11 protein-coding genes and 1 pseudogene are annotated in these 19,249 nt (G+C 74.3%); 1 reads left to right on the plus strand and 11 read right to left on the minus strand.

Annotation, left to right across the window (positions count from 1 at the left end; genetic code table 11):
- Together BI06_RS06755 and BI06_RS06760 are read right to left on the minus strand one after the other, a co-directional pair.
- Positions 1-1,109: pseudogene (locus tag BI06_RS06755) on the minus strand (hypothetical protein); the annotation flags it as partial.
- The gene (locus BI06_RS06760) at positions 1,106-4,453 is read right to left on the minus strand and encodes an FtsX-like permease family protein (protein WP_051740326.1); all 3,348 of its coding nucleotides are present in this window, start codon (positions 4,451-4,453) and stop codon (positions 1,106-1,108) included. The pseudogene BI06_RS06755 and the gene BI06_RS06760, both read right to left, overlap by 4 nt.
- A gap of 391 nt (positions 4,454-4,844) precedes the next feature.
- Between BI06_RS06760 and BI06_RS06765 the strand changes: the two genes are divergently transcribed.
- On the plus strand, positions 4,845-5,564 hold the full coding sequence (locus BI06_RS06765; protein WP_030397643.1) for an ABC transporter ATP-binding protein: 720 nt from the start codon (positions 4,845-4,847) through the stop codon (positions 5,562-5,564).
- A gap of 151 nt (positions 5,565-5,715) precedes the next feature.
- On the opposite strand, the gene BI06_RS06770 is transcribed toward BI06_RS06765, so the two are convergent.
- The 9 genes from BI06_RS06770 to BI06_RS06810 form a co-directional block, all read right to left on the minus strand.
- Positions 5,716-7,272 carry an amino acid adenylation domain-containing protein gene (locus BI06_RS06770; RefSeq protein ID WP_051740327.1) on the minus strand — a complete coding sequence of 519 codons (1,557 nt, stop codon included), beginning with the start codon at positions 7,270-7,272 and terminating at the stop codon, positions 5,716-5,718.
- The gene (locus tag BI06_RS06775) at positions 7,269-7,523 is read right to left on the minus strand and encodes an acyl carrier protein (RefSeq protein WP_043465693.1); all 255 of its coding nucleotides are present in this window, start codon (positions 7,521-7,523) and stop codon (positions 7,269-7,271) included. The genes BI06_RS06770 and BI06_RS06775 overlap by 4 nt, the downstream gene beginning before the upstream one ends.
- A gap of 128 nt (positions 7,524-7,651) precedes the next feature.
- The gene (locus tag BI06_RS06780; protein ID WP_043465696.1) at positions 7,652-8,818 is read right to left on the minus strand and encodes an acyl-CoA dehydrogenase family protein; all 1,167 of its coding nucleotides are present in this window, start codon (positions 8,816-8,818) and stop codon (positions 7,652-7,654) included.
- Between the two features lie 43 nt (positions 8,819-8,861).
- On the minus strand, positions 8,862-10,046 hold the full coding sequence (locus tag BI06_RS06785; RefSeq protein WP_043465698.1) for a pyridoxal phosphate-dependent aminotransferase family protein: 1,185 nt from the start codon (positions 10,044-10,046) through the stop codon (positions 8,862-8,864).
- Positions 10,047-10,197: 151 nt separating this feature from the next.
- Complete coding sequence (gene sbnB, locus BI06_RS06790; RefSeq protein ID WP_043465700.1) at positions 10,198-11,199, minus strand: 2,3-diaminopropionate biosynthesis protein SbnB; 1,002 nt, start codon at positions 11,197-11,199, stop codon at positions 10,198-10,200.
- Between the two features lie 56 nt (positions 11,200-11,255).
- Positions 11,256-12,263, minus strand: coding sequence for a 2,3-diaminopropionate biosynthesis protein SbnA (gene sbnA, locus BI06_RS06795; protein WP_043465702.1), 1,008 nt, complete (start codon positions 12,261-12,263; stop codon positions 11,256-11,258).
- Positions 12,264-12,320: 57 nt separating this feature from the next.
- Positions 12,321-13,892, minus strand: a complete 1,572-nt coding sequence (locus BI06_RS06800) for a condensation domain-containing protein (RefSeq protein WP_043466419.1) — start codon at positions 13,890-13,892, stop codon at positions 12,321-12,323.
- A gap of 42 nt (positions 13,893-13,934) precedes the next feature.
- The gene (locus tag BI06_RS06805) at positions 13,935-15,275 is read right to left on the minus strand and encodes a ligase (RefSeq protein ID WP_051740328.1); all 1,341 of its coding nucleotides are present in this window, start codon (positions 15,273-15,275) and stop codon (positions 13,935-13,937) included.
- Complete coding sequence (locus BI06_RS06810; protein WP_063794919.1) at positions 15,272-19,246, minus strand: non-ribosomal peptide synthetase; 3,975 nt, start codon at positions 19,244-19,246, stop codon at positions 15,272-15,274. The genes BI06_RS06805 and BI06_RS06810 overlap by 4 nt, the downstream gene beginning before the upstream one ends.
- Between the last annotated feature and the right edge of the window lie 3 nt (positions 19,247-19,249).

The raw sequence follows: 19,249 nt of genomic DNA on the forward strand, positions 1-19,249 counted from the left end.
GCCTGGAGCAGGCGCAGTTCGGCGGAGCGCCGGTCGCCGGCGAGGGCGGCGGCCAGGCCGAGCACGACCAGGCCGACGCCGGCCAGGCCGGCCGGGCCGATGGCGGCGAGCGGCGCGGCGGCCTGCTGCCGGGCGGTGGCCTTGTCCAGCAGGTCCGGCAGCGGCGAGGTGATCTGCAGGCCGGGGCGGCTGGTGGCGTTCGCCAGTGCGTTGGCGGTGTTCCCGGTGAGGAAGGCGGCGAGTTCCCGGTCGGTGCGGTCGAGTCGGTCGGCGCGCAGCCGGTCGACGTCGACCGGGATCCGCCAGAAGTCCTGGGCGCCGGTCTGCCAGGTCTGGACCGCGTCGAGGGCGCTGCCGTCGACGAGTCCGGTGAGGCGCCAGTAGGCGTAGGACTGCTTGCCCCGGGTGAAGTCGAGGCAGGCCTGGACGGGGCAGGAGAGTTCGGCCCAGTACGGGTCGTTGCGGTCCTTGGCGTCGAGGATGCCGACCACCTCGGCCTTGCGCGGTTCCTCCCCGTCGAGGGTCTCGCCGGTGTTCAGCATGTCGCCGAGGTGGACCCCGAGGGTGGTGGCGGAGTCGCGGACGAGTGCGATCGGGACCGGCGCGGCGGCGCCCTTGGGGGCGTCAGGCCAGCGGCCCTCGGCGAGCGTGGTGTGCTCGCGCAGGCCCTGGACGTAGAGCAGGCCCATCTGCGGGTCGACGCCTTCGGGCCGGGCCAGGCCGGGGTTGGTCAGGGAGCGCGACTTGCCGCTGCGGGCGCCGTAGACGAGCCCGCCCGGGGCGACGGCGAGGGTGGGGCCGACGTGGGCGGCGAGCAGGGCGGCGTCGTCGTCCAGGGTCTTGGCCCCGCCGGCCAGCGCGGCGGAGGCGTACATGCTGGTGGCGACGGTGCCCCGGTCGCGGAGGAAGTCGCGCAGGCCGTGGTCGGCGGCCCGGTCGAGGACCCGCGGGAAGGCGGTGGCCAGGAAGACCGTGCCGAGCGCGAGGACGGCGGTGAGCAGGGCGGCGAGCGGGGTCGCGCGCAGCCGGGTGCGCACCCACGGGGCCGGGCGGTGGCCCGCTCCGGTGCCCGTGGGTCGGGGGGCGGTGGTGGCGGCCGGGCCGGTCACATCTCCTCCAGGTGCCGCAGGCGCTGCGCCACGTCGCGGCGGCGGCGGCCGCCGAGCAGGGCCGAGAGCAGGGGGACGGCGGAGATCGCGACGGCCAGCAGCGCGGCGGTGCCGAGCGGCAGGGCCACCAGGGCCTCCGGGACGGGGCGGCGGGCCGCCGGGGTGAGGACGACGAGGGGCACGATCAGATGGACGATCAGGGCCCCGAGGGCGAGTCCGACGACGCTGCCGAGGCCCACCAGGACGGCCTGTTCGGCGGCGGCGGTGCGGACCAGGCGGCGCCTGGGGGCGCCGAGGGCGAGCAGCAGCGCGGAGTCGCGGGAGCGCTGGCCGGCGGCGGCGGCCCCGGCGGCGCCGAAGCCGATCGCGGCGAGCACGGTGGTGACGACGGCGATGGCGGCGAGGGCGTTCTGCGGGGCCGCGCTGAGCGGGTCGCCGAGCAGGTCGGCGGCGACCTCGTCGCGGAGCTGGAGTCCGGGGGTGCCGGGCGCGGCGCGCAGTGCGGCGGCGGCCTGGGCGGGGGTCCGGTCGTCCGGTCCGGTGGCGGGCAGCCACCATTCGGCGGGGGCGGGTGTCTCCCGGCCGCCGACGGCGAGCGTCCGGCCGACCGCGCCGAGGTCGACGAGCACCGCGTTGTCGCCGACGACGGGCAGGGAGGACACCTCGCCGGTGATCCGCACCGGCACCGTGGTGAGGCCGAACGGCACCCGGACGGTCGCGCCGACGGCGGAGCCGGTGGCGGTGAGGTAGCCGCGGGTGGCGACGCCGGGGATCGCGGCCGGGGGCTTGGCCTCGGCCGGGGTGATGACGGCGCGCCGGTTGTTGAGGGAGTTGGAGCCGATGCCGTAGCGCACGCTCAGCAGTTTCCGGTCGTCGGAGGTGCCGGGGACGACGTCCACGCCGACCGGGCGTTCGGCGGCGTCGCCGCTGGTGCTCCAGCCGAGTCCGGCGGGGACGGCGGCCGGTACCCCGGGGTCGCCGGCGCGGTCGGCGGCGGCGAGCCGGCGGATCGTCAGTTCACCGGCGTCCTTGGGGCCGAGGGAGAGGGTCAGGCCGATCACGGAGAGCGGCGCGGACACCGAGCTGAGGCCGCCGTCGGTGAGCGCGGCGAGGTCGACGGTGGCGCGGGCGTCACCACTGGCGGGGATGCCGGTGACCGGGGCGACGAAGGAGAGGTTGTGGCCGTCCCGGAGCAGCAGCCAGGCTTCCGGGGCCCTGGGTGCCGGGGCCGGTCCGAAGCTGTCGTCGGTGGCCGCGGCGGGGCGCGGGCCGGGGGTGTAGGTGAGGTCGACGTCGATCCGCTGCGGCTTGCCGGGCAGCGGGACGCCGGTCGGGGCGGCGCCCGCGGTGTCGGCGGCGAGCGGGGTGAACAGGCTCTTCGGGTCCTGTCCGTCGAGCAGGTCGGAGCGGATCGGGACGTGCTCCGCGAAGGCGGCGGCGTCCAGGGCCAGGACCTGGCCGTGGGAGCCGTCGGGCAGCGACTGCTCCTGCCGGCCGACCGGGATGATCCGGTCGCCGCCGGGCAGGGCGCCGAACCGGCTGCCCTGGCCGATCGCGGCGGTGTGGGCGCCGTGGATGCGCAGGCCGCCGGCGGTGGCGAAGGAGGCCTGGTCCTGCTGGGAGTCGTTCCAGGTGTCGTGCTGACCGAGCGCCAGGACGCCGGTGGATACGCCGAGCACCAGGAGCAGGACCGGTCCGCTGGCCTGGCCGGGGCGGCGGGCGAGCTGCCAGCCGACCAGGGCGGGGCCGAGGCCGCGGCCGCGGGCGGCCAGCCGGGCGCCGAGTCGGGCGACGAGCGGCAGCAGCCGCAGCACGAGCAGGGTGCCGGCGCCCAGGGCGAGCGTGGGGGTGGCGACCAGGACCGGGTCCAGGCCGAGGCGGCCGTCGGCGTCCGGGGACAACCCGCCGCTGTACTGGGAGAGTTGCTGGTAGGCGAGGACGGCCAGGGCGAGCAGAGCGAGGTCGGCGCCGGAGCGGGCCGCGCCGGCGGCCAGGGCCTGGCGACGGCCGGCCCGGCGCAGTACGGCGGTGCCGGCGCCGCGCAGCAGCGCGGGGACGGCGGCGAGCAGGACGCAGCCGAGGGCGCAGGCGACCGAGACCGGCCACAGCGTCCAGTGCAGCGAGGTGTCCAGCGGCACGTGGCGCAGCGGGCCGAAGCCTCCGAGGACGCGCAGCAGCGGCGGGGTGAGCAGCGGGGCCAGCAGGGCGGCGGGCAGCGCGAGCAGCAGTGCCTCGACGGCGGTGTAGCCGCCGAGCCGGGTCCCGGAGGCGCCGCGGGCGGCGAGCAGGGCGTTCTCGGACTGCTGGCGGCTGGCGATGAGGTGGACGACGAGCAGCAGTGCGGCGGCGGCCAGCACGATCAGCTGGAGCGCGCCGATCAGCAGGGTGGACCGGGCGACCATCGCGCCGGAGTCCAGTTCCCGCAGCAGGGCGGGGAGTTCGGTGCGGGCGATGAGTCCGGCGTTCCGGTTGAGCGCGTCGCCGGCCGGGGTGACCCGGTCGCGGACGGCGTCCACGGCGGCGGTGCCGACGCCGGTGAAGTCGGCGTCGATCAGCCAGCTGCGGCCGTTCTGGGGGATGCCGCCGGCACCGAAGGCGGTCTCGTCGACGAGCAGCGGGCCGTAGGTGGTGAAACCGCCGGAGAGGATCTCGCGGCCCTGCACCGGGTCGAGCCGCCAGTAGAGGTCGGCGGGGTCGTTGGCGCGGTAGGCGCCGGTGACCCGGACCACCAGCGGGGGGCCGCCGTAGCGGTCGGTGAGCCGGACCTCGGCGGGCAGGGCCTCGGCGGTGAGGCCGAGGCGGGTGAGCACGGACCTCGGGACGGCCGCCTGGACGGGGCCCGACGCGCCGGGGGCCGCGGCTGCGGGCCAGTCCCCGGCGAGGAGTTGGACGTGGCCGCGGTCGAGGGCGGCGAGCAGGGTGAGGTCGTCGGCCCTGGTGGTGCCGGGCTGTGCGCCGGTGTCCGCCGGGGCGGCCGGAGTGCCCGCCTGCTTGCCCGTCGGGGCAGCCTGCGCACCGCCCGCCGGGCCGGTCGGCAGTCCGTAGGAGCGGCTGCGGGACAGGCCGCGGGTCTCGGCCGACAGGTCGCCGAAGAGCGTCCGGGCGTAGTCGGCGACCGCCTCGTCGTCCTTGGCCTTCCGGTCCAGCCCGTGCTCGGAGTTGACCACCACGGTGGTCCGCGGGTGGCCCGCGCCCTGCAGTGCCTGTCGCTGTCCGATCTCGCCGACGGTGCGCTGGAAGGCGACCAGCGCCGTGAGCACCGCCGTTGTGATCAGTACGGTGAGCAGGGCGGCTGTGGCCAGGGGCAGTCGCCCGCGCAGACGGCGCATGACAAAGCCGAGCATCCCGATCCTCCCCCGGTCGTCAATGGTGTCCGCGCCGCATCCGGTCCGGGCAGGTGTCTCGCACTGCGCGGACGGGCCCCCGGGGCGCTTTCGTCATGGTGATCACCGGCGCTTGATCACCGGATAGCGGACGATGCTTTCAGATCCGGTCAAGGAAAGGAAGGGACTTGCGCGAAGGATGTAAGTAATGAGCAAATGCTGCGCATCGCATGCGCAGTACGACAAGGCAATGCAGGTCGGCGGCCGACGGAGCACCAGGCCCGCGATTCTGCTAAGACATGAGCACTTCAAAGAAACGCTTCGAAGTACACCTCTCGAAGCAACACCGCGAAATCACCTCGGCCGGCCGCCGTCGGCAGGACCCGCCGGGCGAATCCCAGGGGGACGCCGCATGACTCAGCAACCGGCCGGCACCGTGACCACTCCCATGGTGGCCGTCACCGAGGTCCACCGCAGCTTCGGCTCCGGCGAGCGCGCCGTGCACGCCCTGCGCGGCGTCTCCTTCACCATCGGCCGCGGCGAACTCACCGCCCTCAAGGGCCGGTCCGGTTCCGGCAAGACCACCCTGCTCAACCTGGTCGGCGGCCTGGACGCCCCGACCGGCGGCACCATCACCCTGGACGGCACCGACCTCGGCAGCCTGGACGAGGACGGACGGCTCGCCCTGCGCCGCGACCGGCTGGGCTTCGTCTTCCAGTCCTTCGGCCTGCTGCCCGTGCTCACCGCCGCCGAGAACGTCGGCATCCCGATGCGGCTGCGCAAGGTGCCCGCCGCCCAGCGCGAGGAGCGCGCCCGCACCCTGCTCGCCCTGGTCGGACTGGCCGACCACGCCAACCAGCGCCCCGGGGAGCTCTCCGGCGGCCAGCAGCAGCGCGTCGCGATCGCCCGGGCCCTGGCCAACGAGCCCGACCTCATCATCGCGGACGAGCCGACCGGCCAGCTGGACTCCGAGACCGGCCGCTCGATCATGGAGCTGCTGCGCGCGGTGGTCCGCAGCGAGGGCGTCACCGTCCTGGTCGCGACCCACGACCCCAACCTGATGGAACTCGCCGACCGCGTGGTCGAACTCCGCGACGGCCGGGTCGTCGAGGAGCCAGCCACCGTCGGCTGATCGCGGTCCCGGCGCGCCGTTCCGTGCGGCCCGCCGCGTCCGTCCCGCCGCACGGACGCCGGGACGGACACGGTCCGGCCCCACGCCGGGTGGACGCGGTCCGGCCCCGGCGCCGGGTGGACGCGGGGCCGGACCGTCGACGGCGGGGCCGTCAGGAGAAGCGCTCGACCAGCGCCCTCCGGTCGGTCTTGTCGGTGGACGTCCTGGGCAGCGCGTCCACCAGCTCGAACCGGTCCGGGATCATGTACCGCGGCAACCGGTCCCGGCAGGCCTTGGACAGCGCCAGACCGGTGGTCCCCTCCGCCGCCACGACGCAGGCCACCAGCCGGTTGGTCACCAACTCGTCCGGCACCGCCACCACCGCGCACTCCACCACCGCGGGGTGGGCGTGCAGCGCCGCCTCGATCTCGGTCAGCTCCACCCGGTAGCCGCGGGTCTTGACCTGGTGGTCGCGCCGCCCGAGGAACACCAGGTTGCCGTCCGCGCCGAGCCGGACCAGGTCGCCCGTCCGGTAGGCCCACGGCCCGCCGCCGGCACCGGAGGCCCCGACCGGGGTCGGCACCAGCACCTGCTCCGTGCGCACGGGGTCGTTCCAGTACCCCCGCATCACCGTCGGCCCGCTGATGAGCAGTTCACCGCTCTCGCCGGGCTCGGTGGCGATCCCGCCGACGTCGGTGACCACCACGGCCGCCACCCCCGGGAGGGCCCGGCCGATCGGCACCGGATCGTCGGTGACCGGCGGCTGCGCGACCTCGTACCAGGTGCACACATTGGTCTCGGTCGGACCGTAGAGGTTGACCAGCCGCGCCGCGGGCATCAGCGTCATCAGCCGGCGCAGCTGCGGGGTCGGGAACACCTCGCCCGCGAACAGGACCAGGCGCAGCTCCGGGAAGGGATCCGCCTCCAGCCCGGCCTGACGCAGCAGCAGCGTCAGGACGGACGGCACCGAGTACCAGACCGTCAGCCCGGCCTCCCGGACGAACTGCGCCAGCTCCACCGGGAACGCCGAGGCTCGCGCCGGGACGAGCACCAGGGCCGCCGCGGCCGCGGCCGCGCCGAACACGTCCAGGATCGACAGGTCGAAGTGCAGCGGGGCGTGGCTCGACATCCGGTCCTCGGGGCCGAGCCCGAACTCGGCGACGGCCCAGCGGACGAAGGCCAGGCCGTTGCCGTGCGTGAGGGTCACCCCCTTCGGACGGCCCGTGGAGCCCGAGGTGTAGAGGATGTAGGCGAGGTCGTCCGGGCCGACCCCGGTGTCCACCGGGTCGGGCAGCAGCTCGCCGGTGTCCGCGGGGTCGTCGGTGAGGTCGAGCACCGCCTTCAGGCCCGGCAGGTCGTCCGGGGAGGCGCCGCCGCCGCGGCGCGGGCCGGTGAGCAGCGCGCTGACGGCGCAGTCCTCGGCGATCCCGCGCAGCCGGGAGAGCGGCGCCTGCGGGTCGAGCGGCACGTAGCAGGCACCGGCCTTCAGGACGCCGTGGATACCGGCCACGGCCTCCGCCGACTTGTCGAGGTGCAGGCCCACCCGGTCACCGCTACCGACGCCCGAGGCGAGCAGCCGGGCGGCCAACCGGTCGGACCAGGCGTCGAGTTCGGCGTAGGTCAGTGTGCGCGCCCCGTCCACCACCGCGGTGCGGTGCGGGTGCGCCGCGGCCGCCTCCCGGAGGAGCTGGTGCAGCGCACCCGGGCCGTCGCCGTTGTGCGCACTCACTCCCCGGTACCGCGCCGGACGAAGGCCTCGATCGAGCCGAGGGTCTCGAAGTTGGCCGCGATCATGTCCGTCTCGTCGACCTTGAAGCCGTAGTGGCTGCCGATCCAGTTCCCGAGTTCGAGCAGGTTGAGCGAGTCGAGGACGCCGGCGTCGATCAGCGACGCGTCGTCCGCCAACAGCTCGTCCGGACCGGACCATTCGAGCTCCTCACGGATGAAGACGCGCACGGAGTCCTTGATGTCGGTTGCCATGGTGTTGCCTCTCGGTTGTTCGTTCGTGGGTGGTTCACGGTCGTCGCCGCGCTTGCCGCGGGCCGGTACGCCCGACCGCGGGCGCTCGTGGTCCCCGGAGGCGCCGGGGGCGCGCCCGGGGACCGCCGTCACTTGCCGGTGCCGCGCGGGGTCAGCCCCATCTGGTGGGCCGCCAGGTTCCGTTGGATCTCGGAGGTGCCCGAGTAGAGCCGGCTGGCGATGGCGTCCCGCAGGTCGCGCTCCAACTCGAACTCGGTGGTGTAGCCGTAGCCGCCGTGGATCTGCACCGCGTCCAGGCCCGACTGGACGAAGGCCTCGGACACGTAGACCTTGGCCAACGCGGCCTCCGTCTTGGCGGGTTCGCCCCGATCGGTCAGCCAGGCCAGCCGGTGGAGCATCAGCCGGGCCGCGTCCAGGCGCATCCGCATGTCGACGATGCGGTGCGAGACGGCCTGGAACGCGCCGATCGGCTGCCCGAACTGCTTGCGGGTCCGGGCGTACTCCACGCACCGCTCCAGGTCCCGGCGCATGGTGCCGAGCGCGGTGGCCAGGATGAAGCTGCGCTCGCGCTCCATGGTCCAGGTGAAGACCGACATCCCGGCGCCCTCGGGCCCGAGCAGCGCCGAGGCCGGGACGAGGCAGTCGTCGAGGTGGACCTCACCCATCGGGGAGGTGCGCAGGCCCATCTTGGAGATCGGCCTGGACACCGTCAGCCCCGGGGTGTCCCGGTCCACCAGGAAGGCGCTCACCCCGGCGAAGCCGCGCCGGCGCTCGTCCACGGCGAAGACCAGCAGGGTGTCCGCGATCGGCGCGTTGGAGACGAAGGTCTTCGAACCGTTCAGCACGTAGTTGTCGCCCCGCCTGGTGAGCGAGGTGGTCAGCCCGAACGCGTCGGAGCCGGAACCCGGTTCGGACATCGCGTGCCCGGCGATCAGTTCCCCGGCGCACATCGCCGGCAGGTACCTCCGGCGCTGCTCCGGCGAGCCGAAGCGGACGACCGGCGACACCCCGGCCCACAGGTGGGCGTGCAGCGAGAACAGCAGGCCGTTGTCGCGGCAGCCGTGCCCGAGCGCCTCCAGCACGACCATCGTGGTGGTGGCGTCGGCGTCCAGCCCGCCGTACTCGGCCGGTACGGGCAGGCCGAGCAGACCGAGGTCGGCGCACTTGCGCCAGTTCTCGGCGGCGAAGACGCCCTCGTGGTCGCGTCCGATCAGATCGTCGTTGAGCTCCCGGAGCGCGAACTTCTCGACATTCTCGGCGAACTCTCGCTGTTCGGGGGTCAGTCCGAAGTCCATCCCGCTCCCTCCGGGTCGGTACGGTGGATTGTCAGACGCTCCATCAGAAGCCGAACTGCTGCTTCGCGTCGACCAGGGCGGCGACGAGCAGGTCGCACTCGGCCCGGGTGTGGATGCTGGAGACGCCCACCCGCAGCCGGCCGGAGCCCTGGGGCACGTGCGGGTACACGAACGGCGCGACCATGATCCCGCGGCCGCGCAGCCACTGGGTCACCGCGACCGTGTTGTCCTCGGTGCCGACGACCACCGGCACGATGTGGCTGCGGGTGTTGAGCAGGTTGAAGCCGGCCCCCAGCAGACGGGAGGTGATGTACTCGGTGTTCTCCTCCAGCTTCTTGCGCAGCTGGGTACCCTCGGCGTCCAGGAGTTCCAGGGAGGCGAGGGTGGCGCCGGCCACGGCCGGGGCCGAGCCGCGCGAGGAGGTGTACGAGGGCGACATGTAGCGGAGCTCGCGCTCGAACCAGTCGTGCGTGAGCACGAAGCCGCCGATGCTGCCGAGGGTCTTGCTCATGGTGCCGATCACGACGTCGACCTTGTCGAGGACGCCGAAGTGCTCCGCCACGCCGAGGCCGTTCGGGCCGATCGAGCCGAACGAGTGGGCCTCGTCGACGACCGTCAGCGCGTCGTACTGGGCGGCCAGTTCGGTGATCCGGTCGAGCGGGGCGTAGTCGCCGTCGGCGCTGTAGAGGCCGTCGACGACGATGATCCGGCGCCGCTTGTCCCCGGTCTCGCGCAGGATGGTCTCCAGGCGCTTCATGCTGTTGTGCGGGAAGGTGCGCACCTCGGCGCCGGACAGCCGGCTGCCCATGAAAAGCGAGCTGTGGGCGAGCCGGTCGTTGATCACCACGTCCTCGGGGCCGGCGAGGGTCGCCACCGAACCCTGCGAGGCGGACATGCCCGAGGGGAACATGATGGCGGTGCGGCCCGTCATCTCCGACAGCTTGGCCTCGATGCCGGTGTGGATCCGGGTGTGGCCGCAGATCAGCTGGGAGGCGTAGGTGTTGGTCCCGAAACGCTGGATCGCGTCGATCGCGCCCTGCTTGAGCGCGGGGTGCTGGGAGAGGCCGAGGTAGTCGCAGGAGCCGAACATCACCAGTTCGCCGTGCGGTTCGACGGTGACGGTGTTGCCCTGGTTGGACTCCACCACGGGGAAGAACGGCGTGTTGCCCTCCTTCTCCCAGCGGAGGTAGCTGTCCTGCAGTGCGGTGAGGTCTGCCTTGAGAGCCATAGCGTGGTTTCTCACATCTGCTCGTCCGCCCGGTCGGGCGGGGGCGTCGGAAGGGAAGGGCGGAAGGTGTTCGCCCGGGATTCGCGCTCGTGGGGCGTGCGCTCGTGGGGCGTGCGGTGGTGACGGAGCGGCCGGGCTCGCCGACCGCGTGTCACCAGCGGGTGGTCTCGCCGAAGAAGTCGGGGATCTCCTGCGCGGTGCCGCTCTCCCGGGACCGGCCCAGGACGTGGGCGCCGACCGCGAGGTCGAGGACCCCGAGGCCGAACGGCGAGAAGACCACCGGACGGGCCGGGTCGACGGCGACTGCGCCGCTGAGGACGTCGGCCAGGGTGCCGGTGACGAAGTCGCGGTTGCCGGTGCGCTGTTCGGCCAGGTGCGGGGAGGTGTCGGCCTTGAGGCAGTGGTCGACATCGTCCACGAAGTTGTCCGCGGCCAGGACCGTCTCCGGCGCCAGGTCGCGGAGCGAGATGTTGAGGACCAGCTGCCCCGGCGCGAACTCCCGGGTGACGTAGGGCGCGAGCGCGGTGGTGGCGAAGACCACGGTGTCCGCGTCGAGCGCCTCGGCCAGGTCGGCGGTGAACTCGGCCGGCCGGCCGATCCGTTCGCGGACGTGGCCGCAGAGGGCCCGGCCGGCGACCTCGTCGAGGTCGTGCACCAGGTACGAGTCGGGAGCGCAGCCCACGACGTCCAGGTAGGTGCAGATGGTGCGGGCGATGACGCCCGCACCGACCACCGCGATCCTGGTCCCGGCATGGCCGCCGGGGCGCAGGGCGGCGGCCGCCAGCGCGGCCGAGGCGGCCGTCCGGGCGGCGCTGATGCCGGCCGCCTCCAGGCAGGCGATCGGGTAGCCGGTCTCGTAGTCGTTGAGGACCAGGACGGCCGAGGCCCGCGGCGCGCCGGAGCGGATGTTGGCGGGGAAGCTGGAGATCCACTTGATGCCGGCGAGCCGGAGGTCGTCCCCGACGTAGGCGGGCAGGGCGATGATCCGCGAGTCCGGCTTCTCCGGGAAGCGCAGGAAGTAGCTGTCCGGATTGACGGTGTCGCCGGTGCGGTGGCTCAGGTAGGTCCGGCGGACGACGTCGACCACTCCGGGCCGGTCGGCCTCCAGGATCTCGCGGACGGCCTTTCCGGGTACCACATGGAACGGGAACACTTCTTGGATCTCCCTGCCTTCACTGGGGATGGGGTGTACGGGAACGGCGGGGGCGGTCACACCGCGCTGAGTACGGCGGGGGGCCGGGGCCGCCGGGCGCCCGGCAGCGGAAGCAGGCTGGCCGGGCCGAGGTGCTCCAGCACCCAGGCGTCGTTGTAGACGGTGTCGAGGTAGCGGTCGCCCATGTCCGGGGAGATGCACACGGTCCGCAGCCGCCGCTCGGGGTCGTTGCGCTCCAGCCACTGCAGGGCTCCGCTGACCACCGTCCCGGTGGAGCCGCCGAGCAGCATGCCGTGCGAGGAGAGCAGGCGACAGGAGCGGACGGCGTCCACCTCGGACACCTGGAGCAGCTCGTCGAACAGTTCGGGCTCGAAGAGCGGGGGCGCCACACTGGTGCCGAGGCCGGGGATGAGCCTCGGCCCGGGCGGGCCGCCGAAGGTCACCGAGCCGACGGAGTCGACCGCGACGACCTGGACGCCGGGAGCGTGGTCGCGCAGGTAGCGCGCGCACCCCATGGCCGTGCCGGCCGTCCCGACGCCGACGAACAGCACGTCCAGGTCGGGGAAGGCGGAGACGATCTGCGGGGCAGTGCCCTCGTAGTGGGCGCGGAAGTTGGCCTCGTTGGTGTACTGGTTCAGCCAGAGCCGGCGCCGGTCGGCGGCGCACAGCTCGCGCACCAGGTCGAGCCTGGCCTGGAGGTAGCCGCCCACCGGATGGGGCTCGTCGACCGTGATCAGCTCGGCGCCCAGGGCACGCATCGCGGCGGCCGTGGTCGCGTTGCAGCGCCGGTCGGTGACGCACACGAAGGCCAGGCCCTTGCCGGCCGCGACGACGCTGAGGGCGACCCCCAGGTTGCCCGAGGAGGACTCGATCAGCACCGAGTCCGGACCGATCAGCCCCGCCTTCTCGGCCGCCGCGACCATGGCCACGGCCGCCCGCATCTTCACGGAACCGCCGAAGTTGAGGCCCTCGCACTTCATGTGCAGTTGCCGCCCGACGACGGACTCGAGCGCCAGATAGGTGTTGGCGTCGGACAGTTCGTGCGGCGCGGAGATGACGGCCATCAGCGGCCCCTCCGTCCGCCGCGGCCGGCCGGCCCGCGCACGGGGACCCGGTGGCGCTCAGGCGTCGGCGACATGGCGTTCCGGGCTCTCCGCGAGGTGGTGGACGGCTTCCAGGAGGCGGGCCAGCAGGCGCGGCCCGAAGTCCTCGCCGTACCGGGCGGTGTCGGCGGCGATGTGGATCCGCAGCCCGTCACCGGTGTTCTGGAAGTCGACGCAGACCGGGATGTCGAAGCTGACGTCGGCGAAGTTGCCGGGCTCCACCAGTCCGTCCTCGACCAGTTGGATCCCCCGGCGCAGGTGGACGTAGTTGAACGACGCCTCGAAGGGGCCGCCGCCGACCAGCTTGCGGACCTCCGCGTGCGGGAACCGCCGGTGCGCGATCAGGCCGCGCTCGGCCTCGAAGGCCAGCCGGGCCGCGTCCTCCCAGGTGACCCCGGCCAGGTCGAGGCGCAGCGGCAGGTAGTTGACGAACAGCCCCAGGGTGAGGTCGCCGCCCTCCAGCTCGGGCCGCCCGCTGGTCAGCATCGCCACGTCGGCGGACCGGGTGCCGCGCTCGGCCGCGACCGCAGCGCCGTGCGCGGCCAGCAGCAGGCTCTTCACCGGCAGGTGCCAGTCGGCCGCACGGGCGAACAGGCGGTCGGCGTCGGCCTGCGGGACCGGTGCCCCGAAGCCCTTCATCACGGCGCCGCCCGGCGCGGCAGGGGTGGCCCCGGCCGCGTCGGCCAGGGCCTCGAAGTGCCGCGGGGCGTCCTCGTCGACGGCTCGCTCCAGCCGGAGGTACTCGGCGAACGGCACCGGGCGGCCGAACTCCGGGACCTCGCCGACGAGCAGTCCGGCGTAGCCGGTGACGAGCTCGAACAGCAGGCTCGCCGCGCTCCAGCCGTCCAGCAGCGCGTGGTGGTACGAGTAGGTGAGGCGGAACGCCTCCGCACCGGTGGCGGCCGCGTGGAAGCGGATCAGCGGCGCGGTCTCCGGGTCGAACGGGCGGCCGAGCTCCCGCATCACCCGGCCGGTGTGCTCGTCGAGTTCCGCCGGGTCGAACCCGCTGTGGTCCGCGACCGCCAGCGGCAGCTCGACCTCGTGCTCGACGATCTGCACCGCCTCGCGGAAGGTGCTCAGGTCGAAGCGCATCCGCAGCAGCTCGTGGCGTGCGGCGACCAGGGCGAGCGCCTCCCGCAGCCGGACCTCGTCCAGCGGCCGCCGGACGTCGTGCGCGGCCGTGCAGACGTACTGCGCGCCGTCGCTCATCAGGCTCTCGTAGATCAGGCCCAGTTGGAGGCGGGTGGCCGGCATGACCTCCTGGACTCCGGCCGGGACCTTGGCGCGGTCCTCCGGCGAGAGCAGGTCCGTCACCGCGGCGGGGGCGGACGGGCGGCCCGCCGACAGCGCGGCGCAGACACCGCGCACGGTGGGGTGCTGGAAGAGGTGCACCATGGTGATCTCCAGGCCGCGCTTCTGCGCCTCGGCGACCACGGTGATCACCAGCAGGGAGTCGCCCCCGCAGGAGAAGAAGTCGTCGTCGGGGCCCACCCCCTCGATGCCGAGCACCGATTCCCACACCTCGGCCATCACGGCCTCGGTGGGAGTGAACGGATTCGCCGCCGGTGCGGCGGGCGGCTCGTGAACCATGATCGTCATCCTTTCGTGGTGTTTCGGACGTGCCGAGGGGCTTCAGAGTGAGGAGAGTTCGGTGCCGTCGACGAAGCGGGGCTCCGACTCGCCGACGAAGGCGAAGCCGAGCCGGATCATCGAGTCGATCCGCTCCACCAGCGCGGTGTACGTCCCGTGGTCGGCGACGACACCGTTGACGCGGCCCACCTCGTCGGTGGCCACTCCGCCGTCCAGGACCTGGCCGGGCCGTACGTAGAAGCGGCAGTTGCTCACGCCGTCCAGGGCCCACACCTCCTTCGCGCCCTCCGCGGCGACGACGGTGCAGGGCCGCCGGGGCGCGGGCAGGAGGAGCTGGAAGTGCACGCCCTCCACCGGGACCAGCGCGGGCGGTTCGGTCCCGCCGAGCGCGATGCGCGCGGCGTACGCGATCAGGTCGAGGCCCATCGCGCTGACCGCGAGGTCCTGGATGCCGCCGCCGAGACGGCCGTTGACCTCGATCAGGCGCGGACCCCGCGCGGTGAGCTTGAGCTCGGTGTGGGTGATGCCGGTGCGGATCCCGAGGGCCGCCACCGCGCTCCGGGCCAGGGCCGTGCACTGCTCGTCCTCCGCGCGGCCGAACGGGGACGGCCAGAACCGGCCGGTCTCGCGGAACGGCGGTACCAGGGGCGGCTTCCCGGTGACGCCGAGGGTGTACAGCTCGCCGTCGACCACGGCGATCTCCACCGACACGTAGTCGCCGTACGGCCCGGTCGGGCGGCCGACCAGGTACTCCTCCAGTACCAGGCCGCCGCCCCGGACCAGCCCGGGCCGGTCCAGCGCCAGTACCTCGCGCAGGTGCCCGAGCCCGGTGGCCTCGTCCGGGACGTGGAAGGTGTTGCCGCTGGCGACCCCGTGCACGGGCTTCAGCACGGCGGGGAGCCCGACGTGCGCGACGGCCCCGGCCCAGTCGTCCTCGGTGTGGATCAACGCCGTGCGCACCGAGTCCACGCCGGCCTCGCGCAGGACCGCGCGCTGCTGCCACTTGTCCGTCAGCAGCTCCGCCGTCTCCCGGCTGTGGTACGGAAGACCGAGCAGTTCGGCGAGGTGGGCGGTGGCCCGCTGGAGCTGCTCGCAGTAGGTGATGATGCCGTCCGGCGCGTAGGCGCGCAACCGGTCGGCGGTCTCCTCGACCGCGTCCGGGTCCATCTCCACCACCTCGCCGAAGGCGGCGAGGACCGGGGCGACCCCGCGGGCCTCGTCGGTGGCGGGGATCACGAAGACACACCGCGCCCAGACCAGCGGGACCGCCACCTCGGACGGGGGCGCGCCCTTCTTGTCGTGGACGACGATCAGCGTCGGCTTCTTCCCGGCGCCGTCGGCGCCGTCGGTACGGGCGGCGGGGTCGGTGTGCTTGGGTGTCATCGGGGCGTTTCCGTTTCGTCGTTCGTCGGCACGTCGTCCACCTGCTGTCCGGCCGTCGGCCGCTCGGCCGTCGGCTGCTCGGGCCCGGGCCGTCCGCCCGGCCGCTCGTCGAGCCGGAGCGCCGCCTCGTAGGCCCGGGCCAGCTCCTCGACCCGGCCGACGGGCAGCACCCGGTCGCTGAACAGCCAGGCCACCCGGAGCCGGCCGCCCTCGATGCTGACCCGGACGTCCAGCAGGGCCTGGCGCGGCATGCTCGCCGCCCGGGCCTCTCCCGAGCCGCGGTGGGTCGGGTCGCTCAGGAACCCCAGCCGCCCGCCGGCCTCCGCCACGTCCACCAGCCGCGTCTCGCCGAGGAAGTCGAAGACCACCGGCGGCGCGGGGACGGCGTCCAGCCGCGCGCGCACGGCCGGATCCGGGTGCAGCGCGCGCAGCAGGCCGAAGCCCAGGCCGTTCACGGGGATCCGGGCCAGTCGGTCGGCGACCGCCCCGGCGTGCTCGCGCACCCCCAGCCGGCCCGGCAACGGCAGCAGGAACGGGTAGGCGGTGCTGAAGTAGCCCACGGAGCCGGTGACATCGAGGTCCGGGAACAGGTCCTCGCGGCCGTGCCCGCCGAGCTGCACCAGCAGCTCGCCCCCGTCGACGCCCAGCCACTGCTGGAAGGCCCGGCCGAGCGCGGCCGTCAGCCGCTCGTTGACCGTCGCGCGAGGGCCGCGGCCGTCCAGGAACCGGCCGGTCCGGTCCGGGTCCAGTTCGGTGGTGACCACCCGCTCGTCGCGCTGGACGCCCCGGTCCCCCGGCCCGAGAGCGACGGCCGTGTGCCACGCCCCGGAGAGCCAGTACTCCTCGCCCCAGGGCCGCGGGTCCCGGTGGACCTCCTCCGCCAGGCGGCGGGCCCAGGCGAAGGGCGAGGTGCCGACGGGCGGCAGCCCCGCCGCCGAACCGTCCCGCAGCAGGACGGACAGGTCCTCGGCCAACACGTCCCAGGAGTACTGGTCCAGCAGGGCGTGGTGGGCGACCAGCAGCAGGCGGTCCGCGCCCCCGCCGCAGCGGAAGACGCCGACCCGGCAGACCGGCCCCCCGGTCAGGCTCAGCGCGGTGTGCAGCTCGGTGGCCAGGTCGTGGATCCGGGCATCCCGCTCGGCGGCGTCGAGGCCGGCCAGGTCGTGGACGGTGACCGGCGGCGGCTGCTCGGTCCAGCCCTGGCGGACACCGTCGGCGGTGGTGGTGAACCGGGCCCCGAGGGCGCGGTGACGGTCCGCCAGCCGCTCGACGGCCCGCTCGATGTCGGCGGTCGGGACACCGGCCGGCAGGTTGAACAGCACCGAGCTGTTCCAGTGGTCGGGTTCGGGCACGTCGAGCCGCAGGAAGTCGGCCTGGGCGGCCGTCGGCGGCGAGAGCTCGCGCAGCCCGCCCGCGGCGGCGGCCTCCTCCGGCCCGGACGCGGCGGCGGGCCCGGCGGCAGGATCCTCCGCCGCGGCGGCGCGCACGGCGGCGGCGAGCGCGGCGACCGTCCGCAGCTCCAGCACCAGCCGGGGCCGGAGCGTGATCCCCCGGCGCCTGGCCTCCTGGACCACCCGGATGCTGACGATCGAGTCGCCGCCGAGCGCGTGGAAGTCGTCGTGGACACCGACCTCGCCGGTGTTCAGCAGACCGGACCAGATCGCGCAGAGCGTCCGCTCCAGGTCGTCGCGCGGCGCCGTGTACCCGGCGCCGGGACCCCCGCCGCGGCCGTGCTCGCGGGCCAGCTCGCGCAGGACGCGGTGGTCCACCTTTCCGTTCTGGTTGGCGGGCAGCTCGTCCATGACCACGACCAGGTGCGGGACCATGTAGTCGGGCAGCAGTCCGGCGAGGTGCCCGGTCAGCTCCTGGGCGTCCGGCCGGGTCTCCCCGGTGCCCGCCGCGAAGGCGACGAGCCGCTCGACCCCGTCGTCCTTGACCAGCTCGACCGCAGCCAGGGACACCGCCGGATGGGTCTCCAGGGCGTGCGCGATCTCGCCCAGCTCGATCCGCCGGCCGCGCAGCTTCACCTGGGAGTCGGCCCGGCCCAGGCACTCCAGCACCCCGTCGGGGCGCCAGCGGCCGAGGTCGCCGGTGCGGTACATCCGGGTCCACGGCCCGACCGCGTAGGGGTCGGGGAGGAAGGCCGCGGTGGTGAGGTCGGGCCGCAGGAAGTAGCCGCGGCCCACGTTGGCACCGCCGACGAAGATCTGGCCGATCACCCCGGGCGGGACGGGCTGCCGGTCCGCGTCCAGCACGTAGATCCGCGCGTTCGGCAGCGGACGCCCGATCGGCGCGAAGGTGGCGGTGTCGTCCAGGTCGACCGGGCCCTGCACCACGTCGTCGGTGCACTCGGCGGGGCCGTACGCGTTGGAGAGCTCCACCTGCGGCATCGCCGCGTGCCAGCGCCGGGCGAGGTCGACGCCCAGCACCTCGCCGGTGGAGATCAGACCGCGCAGGACGGCCCCGGCCTCCTTCCGCAGCTCCGGCTCCACCGCCCACTGGTCGAGCAGCACGGCGATGAAGGTGGGCACCAGCTCGATGTGCGCGTAGCCGTGCCCGACGATCATGCGGGAGACCGCCGCCGGGTCCTGCACCGTCTCGTCGTCCAGGACGCACACCGCGGCGCCCCCGGTGAGCGGGGCGAACATCTGCCACACCGAGATGTCGAAGCTGATCGGCGCGGTCTGCGGGAACTCCGCGCCGGGGTGCAGCTCGCAGTCGACGGTGCGGACCTTCAGGAAGTTGAGGAAGCTGTGGTGCTCCAGGCAGGCGCCCTTCGGCGTACCGGTGGAGCCGGAGGTGAAGATGACGTAGGCCAGATCGTGCGGGCCCGGCACCGGTCCCAGCAGTTCGACGGCGTTCTCCTCCGTGGGCCGCAGGGTACTCGCCCCGGCCGCCCGGCACAGCTCCTCGAAGCCGAAGCGCAGCTCCGGCCCGCGGTCCGCGGGGAGTTCGGCGTCCGGGACGGCGATCAGCGCGCGCACTCCGGTGAGCATCTGCTCGCGGCGGGCCGGCGGCAGCCCGGGCTCCACCGGCAGGTACGCGCCGCCGGAGAAGAGGATGCCCACCGCCACGACCACGAACCAGGCACCGCGCGGGGCTGCCAGCGCCACCACGTCGTCGCTGCCGACGCCCGCCGCGCGCAGCCGCCGTCCGATCTCCGTGGCGTAGCGGACCAGTTGGGCGTAGGTCACCTCGTGTTCGGCGTCGTGGACGGCCACGGCGTCCGGCCGTTCGGCGGCCCGGCGCAGCAGCAGCTCGCGGAACGGGACGTCACCGGTGATCTGCCGGGTCTCGTTGAAGGTGGTGAGGACGGTGCGGCGGGTCGGTTCGTCCAGGATGCCGAGCTCGGCGACGGGCGTGCCCGGCTCGGCCAGGCCCTGGCGCAGGACCTCGACCACGCCGGTGGCGACGGCCTCCGGCAGGCCGCGGCCGACCGCGGGCGCGGCGGTCCCGATCCAGTCCGGTCCGAGCGTGACGGTGAGGCCCGTGCCGGCGGCCGGGACGGGGCCGTCCGCCGGACCCGGGTGCGCGAGCCGGACGGCCGCCAGGTCGGCGAGGTCCGGGTCGGGCACCGGGGCGTGGGCGATCGTCTCGGCCAGGGTGGCGCGGACCTCCCCGAGCAGTTCCCGGAAGGTCAGCTCGGGCCGGGCCTCGACCAGCACCGGCAGTCGTCCGGGGAGCGGGTCGTCGGCGAGCAGCACGACCTCGCCCTCGGCGCCGAGGCGGCGCAGGACCACGGCCAGGGCGGCCGCGGCCGCGGCCCACTGCAGGACGGCGTCCCCGCCGGTCACCTTGGCCAGGCGGGCCGCGAGCGCCGGGTCGAGGGGGCGCCGGGCGGTGCCGGTCCCCTCCTCGCCGACGGCGCCGGGCGGCAGGGCGGCGAGGGTGGTCCGGGCGGCGTTCTCGACGCGTTCCCTGCGGGCCTGCCAGAAGGCAGGCCTGCTGCTGTCATTGGCTGTACGGTGCATGGC

Origin of the sequence: Kitasatospora sp. MBT66 (assembly GCF_000710405.2) — a bacterium.
Lineage (GTDB): Bacteria > Actinomycetota > Actinomycetes > Streptomycetales > Streptomycetaceae > Kitasatospora > Kitasatospora purpeofusca.